The sequence below is a fragment of the Alkalicoccobacillus porphyridii genome (assembly GCF_007293315.1).
Lineage (GTDB): Bacteria > Bacillota > Bacilli > Bacillales > Bacillaceae_D > Alkalicoccobacillus > Alkalicoccobacillus porphyridii.
Genome location: NZ_VLXZ01000004.1, coordinates 192,235 through 203,956, shown reverse-complemented (window position 1 = coordinate 203,956; position 11,722 = coordinate 192,235). Strand labels below are relative to the sequence as shown.

9 protein-coding genes are annotated in these 11,722 nt (G+C 40.3%); 1 reads left to right on the top strand and 8 read right to left on the bottom strand.

What is annotated here, in order from left to right:
- Positions 1-7: 7 nt before the first annotated feature.
- The 6 genes from FN960_RS08410 to FN960_RS08385 all read right to left on the bottom strand — a co-directional run bounded on the left by FN960_RS08410 (position 8) and on the right by FN960_RS08385 (position 8,317).
- Positions 8-502, bottom strand: a complete 495-nt coding sequence (locus FN960_RS08410) for a TraR/DksA family transcriptional regulator (protein ID WP_143848260.1) — start codon at positions 500-502, stop codon at positions 8-10.
- A 104-nt stretch (positions 503-606) separates the two neighbouring features.
- Positions 607-3,051, bottom strand: coding sequence for a DNA topoisomerase IV subunit A (parC, locus tag FN960_RS08405; RefSeq protein WP_143848259.1), 2,445 nt, complete (start codon positions 3,049-3,051; stop codon positions 607-609).
- Positions 3,044-5,020 carry a DNA topoisomerase IV subunit B gene (parE, locus tag FN960_RS08400; RefSeq protein WP_143848258.1) on the bottom strand — a complete coding sequence of 659 codons (1,977 nt, stop codon included), beginning with the start codon at positions 5,018-5,020 and terminating at the stop codon, positions 3,044-3,046. The genes parC and parE overlap by 8 nt, the downstream gene beginning before the upstream one ends.
- A gap of 230 nt (positions 5,021-5,250) precedes the next feature.
- On the bottom strand, positions 5,251-5,664 hold the full coding sequence (locus FN960_RS08395) for a CoA-binding protein (protein WP_143848257.1): 414 nt from the start codon (positions 5,662-5,664) through the stop codon (positions 5,251-5,253).
- A 62-nt stretch (positions 5,665-5,726) separates the two neighbouring features.
- Positions 5,727-7,265, bottom strand: coding sequence for an ABC transporter permease/substrate-binding protein (locus FN960_RS08390; RefSeq protein ID WP_143848256.1), 1,539 nt, complete (start codon positions 7,263-7,265; stop codon positions 5,727-5,729).
- Entirely contained in the window at positions 7,265-8,317 is a 1,053-nt protein-coding gene (locus tag FN960_RS08385; protein WP_143848255.1) for an ABC transporter ATP-binding protein, read from the bottom strand. Before FN960_RS08385 ends, FN960_RS08390 begins: the two co-directional genes overlap by 1 nt.
- Before the next feature lie 156 nt (positions 8,318-8,473).
- Here FN960_RS08385 and FN960_RS08380 point away from each other — a divergent pair, with 156 nt between their 5' ends.
- Positions 8,474-9,106 (top strand): MarC family protein, encoded by a 633-nt coding sequence (locus FN960_RS08380; protein WP_143848254.1) that lies wholly within the window; start codon positions 8,474-8,476, stop codon positions 9,104-9,106.
- A gap of 423 nt (positions 9,107-9,529) precedes the next feature.
- Here the strand turns inward: FN960_RS08380 and FN960_RS08375 are convergent, their stop codons facing one another.
- Positions 9,530-9,985, bottom strand: coding sequence for an NADPH-dependent FMN reductase family protein (locus tag FN960_RS08375; protein ID WP_143848253.1), 456 nt, complete (start codon positions 9,983-9,985; stop codon positions 9,530-9,532).
- Positions 9,986-10,087: 102 nt separating this feature from the next.
- Positions 10,088-11,596, bottom strand: coding sequence for a carboxypeptidase M32 (locus tag FN960_RS08370; RefSeq protein WP_143848252.1), 1,509 nt, complete (start codon positions 11,594-11,596; stop codon positions 10,088-10,090).
- Positions 11,597-11,722: the final 126 nt, after the last annotated feature.

Below are 11,722 nucleotides of genomic sequence, written 5' to 3'. Positions count from 1 at the left end.
GTAATATTTATTTATATGCATCCTGTTCCTTATCTAGCTTTCTGGTTGTTAAAGTATCTTCTTTTAAGGTATCTTTGTCAGTGATTCGCTCCATAGTCTCAGCGAATTGCTGATCGTAGTCTTGGTCATTGTCATTTGTCGCTTCATCTGCTTTTTCTTGAGCAGCAATTGTTCGTTTCGCATAAGGGACGATTTCTAAGCGCTCAAACGGAATGTCCTCTCCAGTGTCGATACATGTACCATACGTACCTTCTTCAATTCTATCTAATGCCTCCTCCACCTCTTGTAGCTTCTCTTGATCAGCCTGGCGGAATGTCTGTTCTTTCATACGATCCTCATATTGTGCTGCCTGATCAGCCATATGATTATCAACACCATTCGAAATCTCACCTGTTGATTCACTATAATCAGTTGAGAAGCTGTCATTAGCACCTTCGAGTTCTTTTTTTATCTCCAGTAAGTCGTTTTTTAATTGTTGAACTTGTTTTTCAGTTAATGGCATAATGATGCCCTCCTTTTATCTTCTTTTATTCCCCTCTGCATTGGATATAAACCTACCTCTTCCCTTCTCATTCGCTAACAAAAAAAGGAGTAAGCCACAATGGCTTACTCCTTATCATCTTCTTCCGTTTGGGGGTCTCGTCGAATATCAATTAAAGCTCCTTCTTTTTGTGTATCTACAGCGTAGGATCCATTACTGTAACGATCACTTGGTCGATAGGATTTAGCTGAAATTGTTTCTTCTGTCCCTTTTTCTGTGTGTAAAGTAAATGTATCGGTATCTCTCAAGATTCGTTTACAGCCTACTAAACGATGTGGCTGGCTTTTTAATTCTCTAAGCATCACCAAGCCACGTTTCGCTCGTGAGCCTTTTTCAAACTCTGATATCGACATTTTCTTTACAGAGCCTCTTTGTGTGGCAAGGATAAACTCAACCTTCTCATCAAGGGAGAAGGTTTCTGCTCCTATCACGACATCATCTTCTTTTAAATTGATTGCTTTAACACCTGCTGCTCGTTGCCCAACAAGACCGACTTCTTCTTCACCAAACCATAATCCGTAGCCATTTCGTGTCGCAAGAAAAATCTCACTTGTTCCTTTTGTGCGCATAACAGCAATTAATTCATCCTGGTCTTTAACCTTAAGTGCAACCAATGCTTTAGAATGTCTAGCTGCCTGATAAAGTGAAAGTTGAGACCGTTTCACCATTCCAGCCTTTGTAAGGAATAATAATGAATCCTCTTCGCTAAATTCCCTTACGCCCATGGCACACAGAAACTCATCATCGCCATCGAGGCTAACAAGATTAGCCACATGCTGGCCATTATCCTTCCAGCGTATATCAGGAAGCTGGTGAACTGGCATAAATAAGTAGTTCCCTTGTTTTGTAAAGAGAAGTAACGTGTCAGTCGTATTCAGCTCTTCGTTATAAAGAACTCGGTCACCTTCCTTCATGCCAGTTGGTTCTTTACTAGATGCAGAGAAGGAACGAAGACTTGTTCGTTTAACATAGCCGGATTCAGTTACAGTCACTCGCACATCCTCAGCTGCAATCAATACGTCCATATTAATTTTAAGCTCTTCAATTTGCGCTGTAATAGCTGTACGACGCTCTTCAGCGAACGCTTTTTTGATGCGCAATAGATTCTTTTTAATAACTTGGATAAGCTTCTTTTCACTAGCTAAAATTCCTTGAAGCTCTTTAATTTGCTTCTCAAGCTCAGCTGCTTCCTCTTGAAGAGTGGTCACATCGGTGTTAGTTAGTCGATATAACTGGAGATTCACAATCGCTTCTGACTGTTCCTCAGTAAATTCAAAAGATGAGATTAAGTTATTTTTTGCATCTTTTTTATCCTGAGAAGCACGGATCACTCTAATCACTTCATCAAGAATGGAAACGGCTTTAATTAACCCCTCAACAATGTGCTCTCTGGCCAAAGCCTTACGCAAATCAAATTCAGTCCGTTTTTTGACGACAGACTTTTGATGATCAATATAGGCATCGTTAAGCTCTCTTAACCCCATAAGGCGCGGTGCCTTGTGATAGATCGCAACCATGTTAAAGTGGAAGGTTGTTTGAAGATCGGTATTTTTGAAAAGGTAGTGAAGGATGGCATCGGGGTCAGCGTCCTTTTTTAATTCCACAACAATTCTTAGACCCGTTCGGTCGGTGTCATCTCGCACTTCAGTAATTCCATCAACCTTCTTATCAAAACGAATCTCATCCATTTTTTTCACTAAATTAGACTTTACAACTTCATAAGGAATTTCTGTGATGACGATTTGTTGACGACCACCACGCATATCCTCAAGCTCTGTTTTCGCTCGGACCACTACTTTACCCTTACCTGTCTCATAGGCTTGTCTAATTCCATCTAGTCCTTGCACAATACCACCAGTTGGAAAATCAGGACCTTGGATAACCTGCAGCAACTCGTCTAATGTGGTATCTGGTTTCTCCATTTGCATAATGACACCATCAATGATTTCGGCTAAATTATGCGGGGGAATGTCAGTAGCGTAGCCTGCGGATATTCCTGTAGAGCCGTTAACTAAAAGATTAGGAAAAGCTGCCGGTAAAACGACTGGCTCCTTCTCGGTATCATCAAAGTTCTCAATGAATTCTACGGTTTCCTTTTCCAAATCACGCAATAGCTCTGAACTAATGGAAGACAGTCTAGCTTCGGTGTACCTCATGGCCGCAGGTGGATCAGCATCAATGGAACCATTATTACCATGCATGTCTACTAAAAGCTGGCGAACCTTCCATGTTTGACTCATTCTAAGCATGGCTTCATACACAGAGGAATCACCATGTGGATGGTAATTACCAATAACATTACCAACCGTTTTGGCTGATTTTCGGTAGGCTTTATCAGCTGTGTTGCCTTCTTTATGCATCGCATATAAAATACGGCGCTGAACGGGCTTTAATCCATCTCTTGCATCTGGTAAAGCACGTTCCTGAATAATATATTTACTGTACCGTCCAAAACGGTCTCCAATTACTTCTTCTAACGGAAGATCAAGGTAGCGTTCACTCTTAGACATTTTGTTCACCCTCCGTTATGCCTAAATTTTCATTTTCAAGGATATTTGTTTCTTCTTCAAGTCCAAAGGCTACATGAGATTCGATCCACTTTCTACGAGGCTCTACTTTATCCCCCATTAAGGTTGTCACACGTTTCTCGGCTCTGGCTGCATCATCAAGGGTTACTCGAATAAGCGTTCGTGTTTCTGGATCCATGGTTGTTTCCCAAAGCTGAACAGGGTTCATCTCCCCTAGACCTTTATAGCGTTGTAAGGCATATCCTCTGCCTATTTTTTTTGTGGCTTTCTCTAAATCACGCTCATCCCAGGCATATTCTACCACTTCTTTTTTGCCGCTGCCTTTGCTAACCTTATAAAGAGGTGGAAGCGCAATATAAATTTTTCCTTTATCGAAAAGTTCTTTCATGTAGCGATAGAAAAATGTGAGCAGAAGTACTTGGATGTGTGCACCATCTGTATCCGCATCCGTCATGATGACGACCTTATCATAATTCACGTCATCAATAGTGAAATCAGCCCCAACTCCAGCACCAATTGTGTGTATGATCGTACGTATTTCCTCATTTTTCATAATATCGTCTAGTTTGGCTTTCTCTGTATTGATAACTTTTCCTCTTAGAGGCAGTACAGCTTGGAACTTGCGGTCACGACCTTGTTTTGCTGATCCACCTGCTGAATCACCCTCAACAAGGTAAAGCTCATTCCGTTTTGGGTTTCTAGACTGCGCTGGGGTAAGCTTGCCACTAAGCAAAACATCACGTTTTTTTCGCTTGCCATTACGGGAGTCCTCTCGTGCTTTACGTGCCGCCTCCCTGGCCTGTGATGCTTTAATTGCTTTACGGATTAACTGTGTGCCGATAGTTGGGTTTTCCTCAAAGAAATACGCAAGCTTCTCTGAGACTAAGCCATCAACGGCAGAACGTGCTTCAGGTGTACCGAGCTTCCCTTTTGTTTGACCTTCAAATTGGAGCTTTGCTTCGGGTACGCGAACAGAAATAATCGCTGTAAACCCCTCACGAATATCTGCTCCTTCAAGATTTTTATCCTTTTCTTTCAGTAATTTAAGTTTTTTGGCATGCTCATTAAAGCTTCGTGTCATGGCTGACTTCGCACCAAGCTCATGGGTTCCCCCATCTCTTGTACGCACATGGTTAACAAAGCTAATGATATTCTCTGTATAGGCATCATGAAATTGGAACGACATCTCGATTTCAATTTCATTTTGTTCCCCGCTAAACGTAATGACAGGATGTAAGGCTTCTTTTCCTTCATTCAAATACTGAACAAACGCCTCGATTCCATTTTCAAATAGAAAGGATTCCTTAACCACCTCTGAGCCTCTTTCATCCTCTAATTCAATGTGAAGTCCTTTTAATAAAAACGCTGCTTCACGAAGTCTTTCAGATAAGGTTTCGGTATTAAAGGTCGTTGTGCTAAATATTAAAGGATCTGGCTTAAAGCGAACAACCGTTCCTGATTTGCGAGTGTTGCCCTTTGTTTCTAAAGTAGTTACTGGCTTCCCGCCATTTTCAAAGCGTTGAGAGTACTGCTTCCCGTCTCGTCTTATGTCAACAACCAGCCATTCAGATAAGGCATTAACAACAGAAGCACCAACGCCGTGTAAACCGCCACTCGTTGTGTAGCCTCCTTGTCCAAATTTACCCCCTGCATGGAGAACGGTTAAAATAACTTCGGGTGTCGGCTTCCCCATCTTATGCATTCCAACCGGCATGCCTCGTCCTTCATCTAGAACGGAAACACTTCCATCAGAATGTAGTGTTACTTTTATGTATTGGCCATATCCAGCCATTGCTTCATCCACTGCATTATCCATAATCTCGTAAATGAGATGATGCAAACCGCGTGCATCTGTACTACCAATATACATTCCAGGACGTTTGCGAACGGCTTCTAACCCCTCGAGTACCTGAATTGCATCATCGTTATATTCTATCTGTGATTTTGCCAAAGTCTGAACCCCTTTCAATATCGCTACACGTATTGTAGCATAAAACGAACATACGTTTCTTTAATTAGGTATATACATTTATTCTAAAGGTTATTTCAGTTATATCAAGGCTTCTTTGTATATTTGTTAGGCCTGTCAACAGATTTAACCAGAAAAACGAGTAAAAATCAATCGCTTTCCCTTGCAGAAAAAAGGAAGTCAGCATTTCACTGACCTCCTTTTGGTTCTAATTATTTAAATTTGGCATGCTCTACCTTAATACAGCGATCCATAACCGTTGTAATGTTATGCTCTCTCAGGTAATCGTAAGCCTCTTGATTAGAAACGCCAAGCTGCGCCCAAAATATGTTCGCCTTGATGGCCACTGTGTCTTTTGCGATATCTGGCAAAAACTCGCTCCGTCTAAATACATTTACAATATCAACATCGCCTTCAATATCAGTAAGTGATGCGACTGCTTTTTCTCCCAATACCTCACTAACCATTGGATTCACGGGGATGATTTCGTATCCAGCCTTTTGCATTGCTTCTGAAACCATATAGGAGGTTCTGTTAGGATCATCAGACAATCCAACAACAGCTACACGTTTGCTTGTGTGAAAGATATTCTGGATCGCTTGATTTGAAGGATTTTCGATTGGCATCATCATCGCTCCTTTGAAGTTCAATTCTATAATACATCATACCCTAAAGAAGGAATAGTCACTCATGATTCTTCGATGAAACCATTCTCCACCAGATAATCCATAGCCACGTCTGATGGGTTTTCGTCCTCTATATCCACACGATAGTTTAATTCTTGAATTTCTTCTTCCGTAATTTCACCTGCTAATAGATTAAGCACATCTTCAAGCTCAGGGTATTGATCTAGTGTTTGCGCGCGAATTAAAGGAGCTCCTTGATACGGCGGAAATAGACTTAGATCGTCCTCTAGGACCACGAGATCATTTTCAACAATCTGTGGATCTGTTGAAAACACATCAATTCCTTGGACCTCTCCACTTTCGATTGCACGAATTCCTGCAGTGACATCAAGTGAACGAACATCTGCAAGTTCAAAACCATAATGATCTGGAAAGCCTGCGTATCCATCTTGACGGTCAATAAATTCAAATGAGAAGCCAAACGTCCATTCTTCAGCAACATTTTCTAAATCAGAGATTGTTTGAATATTATTCTCATCGGCTTCTGCTCTAGGAACTGCAATGGCGTATGTATTGTTGTATGCCATCGGCTCTAAGAAGCGGAATTGATACTCATCATAAATACCTTCTTTTGCCTGCTCATAGGCTTCATCAGGATCATAGCTGAAATCCTCCAAAGCTAATAATTCTCCAACAATGGTACCGGAGAATTCCGGGTACATATCAATATCTCCCACACGTAAAGCATTAAATACAAAATCAGTCGCTCCTAAATTACCTTGAACCCGAACTGTTAAGTCTGTACGATCTTCAATTAAATGCTTATACATATTCCCAACAATCTCTGGTTCAGCCCCCATTTTGCCTCCTACTACTAAGTCAGGACCAATGGTTCCTCTCATGGCGAGCATAGGCACAAAAATTAGCGCTAGAGAAAGTCCAATCACTGCGATAACTGGTTTATAGGAATTTCGTTTTGATAATCGTTCTGTCACTCGTAATATACCATCAAAGGAAAGGGCCAATAATGCAGCTGGAATGGCACCTAGAAGGATATATTCATTGTTAGAGCGCTGAATACCAGTCATAATCAAATCTCCAAGACCACCCGCGCCAATTAAGGCGGCTAATGTGGCAGTACCAACAATCAGCACCATAGATGTACGAATACCGGCCATTACAGTAGGTAGGGCAATTGGCAATTCTACTTTTATGAGACTCCTATATGAATTCATTCCCATTGCTCTTGCAGCCTCACGAATGGCGGGATCCACTTCTTTAATTCCCGTGTATGTATTTCTCAGGATGGGAAGCAGTGCATAGGCCGTTAACGCAATGATTGCGGGCGTTGTACCAATCCCAACAAATAAGATCATAAATCCTAGTAGTGCAAGACTTGGAATCGTTTGAAGGACAGCAGCAATACCAATCACAAATTCTGCTGCGCGGCCCTTACGTGATAAGAGAATACCAACGGGTACAGCAATAATTACGGCTATTAACAATGAAATAATAGATAATTGAATATGCTCCCATAAAGACGTCCAAAGCATGTCTTGACGTTGCATAAATAATTGGAAAAAGTCTTGTAAAAAGGACATTAGTTCATCACACTCCCTTTGGCAGCCATTCTTGCCAAGTCTTTATAAGAAATGGCGCCCACCAACTTATCGGAGTCAGTCACAGGCAATGCTGGCAAGTCATATGTTTGCAGAAGTGAATACACTTCTGCTGCAGTTGAATCAACGCTCACGGAAGCCTCGTTAGGATATTTTTTCGTTTGATAATATAGTTCATCGAGTGCGCCATCCTCATTTACTGTCATTTGTAAAGAAGGGTCTTCCGTTTGAATAAAACTACTTAAATAGTCATGATTATGTTGAATAAATTCTTTTATTGTTTGTTCGCTTAAGGCCTGTGTATCCTTTGGAGCGCGTGAACCAATAAACTGTTTAACGAATTCATCTTTAGGGTTGTTAAGGAGTTCTTCTGGAGTCCCAATTTGAACGGCAGCTCCTTCACGCATCATACAAATTCGCTCACCTAAACGTAGAGCCTCATCCATATCATGTGTTACAAATACAATCGTTTTTTTGATTTCCTTTTGTAGCTTTCGAATATCCTCTTGCAGTTGCTCCCGACTGATAGGATCCAAGGCGCTAAAGGGCTCGTCCATTAGAATAATGTTAGGATTACCCGCTAGAGCTCTTGCAACGCCAATTCGTTGCTGCTGTCCTCCAGAAAGCTCTGTAGGCATACGATCTCTAAAGGTCTTAGGCTCTAATCCTACCATGGTCAGCAATTCATCTACCCTCGAGCGAATATCTTGCTTAGACCATTTCATCATTTCTGGCACAATAGATATATTCTCAGCAATCGTCATATTCGGAAATAGAGCAATTTGCTGTAGTACATACCCTATATTCCAACGAAGCTTATGTATGTTCATATCTTGAACATGGTTATCATCAATCCTGATGATTCCTTCAGTAGGATCAATAAGACGATTAATCATTTTCATGGTTGTCGTTTTTCCACAGCCACTTGGTCCAATCAATACAAAAAATTCACCACTATTAATGGTTAAAGAAAGATTGTCCACTCCTTTAGTTCCATCTGCAAATGTCTTAGTGACTCCCTCAAACGTTATCAATCTGGCACAACCTCTCACAATTTAAATTTATCCTTCAGCCAAAAAGCTCTCGCTATATATACCCCATGTTACTCCTTTTTAAGCATTTTTTTATGAATTATTTTTCTTACCCTTGGGCAATCTTAGATAGACATCTATCACAAGGAGCTTGAGACTATGTTTTCCTTTACTTTACAAGCGGTCATTTCGATCTTTGCCATTATGAATCCGTTAGGCAATGTACCTATATTTTTAGCGTTAACTAAATCAAATTCTTCAAAAGAAAGACGGCAAATGGCCTTCAAAGCCTGCCTGACCGCTTTTATTATTTTGACGATTGTTTTAGTGTCCGGAAGCATTCTTTTTAAGGCATTTAACATTACCGTTGACGCACTTAGGATAGCCGGAGGAATAATTATATTTGGAATCGGATACAAGCTAGTTATCGGAACCTCAACTCATAGCCATCAACTTCATGAGAAGGAGCATGAAGTGGCTGTTGAAAAAGAGGACGTATCCATTACCCCCCTTGGCATCCCGCTCTTAGCAGGCCCAGGAACGATCGCTACTGTCATGAGCCTATCCACAAAGCAGGAAGATCAACTAAGCCACTCTCTTGGCATTTTAGTTGCATACACAGCGATCCTACTCGTTACCTATCTCATTTTTTATTACTCCAGCTGGATCAACGACAAACTAAATCAAACCGAATTAGCAGTCATTACCCGATTAATGGGTTTAATTGTAACAGTCATCGCGGTAGAAATGATTGTCAGCGGTCTAATAAAAATCATCCCTGTTTTAGGCTAAAACAAATATAAATAATCACCTCAGAAATTAATAAAAAATGGACGAGAATGATGTAGGCATGGGTCATGTAATCGCCTGTGAGATAACTAGCTTCTAATAGCATCAGTCTTATACGTGTTAAATCACAACGTTCAGCAGCATGTTTATCACAGGTTATATCCACTCTTACAGCGGACGGGATGGCAGGTCGACTCCTAAGGGATTTACGGGCAGGGTTGAAATAACACTGGCGTAGCCAGTTTAGTTCAACGCCCGCCCTAGGAAAGCGTGCCTGCCATCCAGGGAGCGAAGCCGAAGCCTCTTACAGGGGACTATTATAAACAAAGTTGAAATGCACGGATTCAGCTACATGTAAAATAGCCTTACCACAATTCATACTGTGATAAGGCTATTAACGTTTGTTCTGTTTTTTTAGTTAGCTCATTAAACAACTTGCGGAATGTGCATTTTAAAGAATTCGTACATTTTTTCTATATTAACCACTTGATTTTTTCGTTTTGATTTACGATTAGATTGGATCGAGATAGGTTTAATTGTCTCATTTACTCCAAGCCTAGTTAACAACGGCTGCAAATAAAGTTCCATAATACTAACGTGAGCAACCGTTCCACCAAGTACAAACGAGAATACTTTCTTACCGGTGAAACTATCCTTTGGTAAGGATTGAAGGAATTGTTTAAAGGCTTGATACTCTATTTGTTCAACAGGTATAGCCAAAATAATAATATCTGCATCATGAATCTCGTTATTATAATGATCAATAAATACTTCAGTTAATTGATGACCTTGTTCTTGGAACCAATCTTCTAATTGAGTAACAAACATTGGGTGCTTAGTGTGACTGATCTTATCCCCTTTTAGCAAAACAACTGATGTCATCCTAAACCGCCCCTTCCATGTATTTATATCTATTATAATCACATTATTCATATTAGTCAACTCGGATTTAAAGAATTGAAAAACGGGCCGTAGCCCGTTTTTTTACAATTCATATAAAGAAGTGTATTTCTTCTGAAGATATGAAATAAGTGGTTTCGCATTAATGCCTTCCCCTGTTGTATCTTTCAAGATCTCAGAAGGTTTTTTGCTTTTGCCGAACTGATGCACATTCTCGGTCATCCAGTTCCTAATTGGAGCATAATCCCCTTGTTTAATAAGTGAATCAATCTTTGGATTGGTTGAAGTGAATGCCTCATTAAGCTGTGCAGCATAAATATATCCTAGTGCGTATGATGGAAAATATCCAAATGCACCAAACGACCAATGAACATCCTGTAAAACACCTTCCCCATCATGTGATGGTTCCACCTGTAAATATTCTTTCATTTTCTCATTCCATACGTGTGGAAGATCTTTCACCGCTAAGCTTCCTTCAATTAAAGCTTTTTCTAATTCGTAGCGAAGTATGATATGCAGGCAATACGTCAGCTCATCTGCCTCGATACGAATTAATGAAGGTTTAGCCTGGTTTACGGCAAAATAGAAATCATCTAATGACATGTTATCAAATTGTCCATTTGCATGCTTCTTTAAGAGTGGATAGTTTCGCTCCCAAAATGAGTAGCTCTGTCCGACAAATTTCTCCCAAAATAACGATTGTGATTCATGAATTCCCATTGAGGTTCCACTGCATAAAGGTGTTCCCATCAGGTCTGGTGAAATATTTTGCTCATAAAGTGCGTGCCCTGCCTCGTGAATGGTACCAAAAAGAGAAACTCTAAAATCTTGCTCGTTATATTTGGTTGTGACCCTAACATCATAAGGGTTGATGCCAACTGCAAATGGGTGAACTGTTTCATCCATTCTACCCGCATTAAAATCAAAGCCAATCTCTGTTAAAATATCTTTACTTAATGCCTGTTGATTATCCTTTGGAAAATGACTAAATAAGTTATCCATTTTAGGCTGCTTCTTTGCTTCAGTTACTGCTTGCACAAGGGGAACTAAATGATCCCGAAGCTCAGAGAATACTTCATCAATGGTCTGAACAAATACACCCGGCTCATAATCATCTAATAACGTATTGTACGGATGATCTGTTTCTTTCCCGTAATAGCCAATAAACTTCTTTTTGTATTCAATCAGCTTCTCAAGGTTAGGTCTAAACATTTCAAAATCGGACTTATCCTTTGCTTCCTCCCACAACGTTTCCGTTTGAGATTGCAACGTGACATAATCCTTATATTCATCAGCAGGAATGGTTGTATTACGGTCATAGTCCTTACGTGACTCAGCTACACTTTTACTCGTAATGTCTGATAAAGAATCGGTAGTTTGTTCAAGCTCTGAAAGATAGTCCTTCATTTCATCCGAAGTAGAGAGTGCAAATACCTCTGATGACAGTGAGCCAATAACTTCTGAACGCTGCCCTGCTCCTTTTTTAGGGGCTCCTGTTCTTGCATCCCATCCAAGTAAGGCTAATGCTTGGTTATAATGATTTTGCTTTTTAACTAACGCTAGATATTTTTCTTCTGTGCTAAGTGCTTTCATCTTTTAAGTCCCACCATTTCTATTCTATATGTACTTACCAACACTAATTCTTTTTCGACATGAATTGCCAAACTCCTGCTTATTTGCTAAAAAAGGCTGGATATATGTTAAAATAAACGGAAGTAA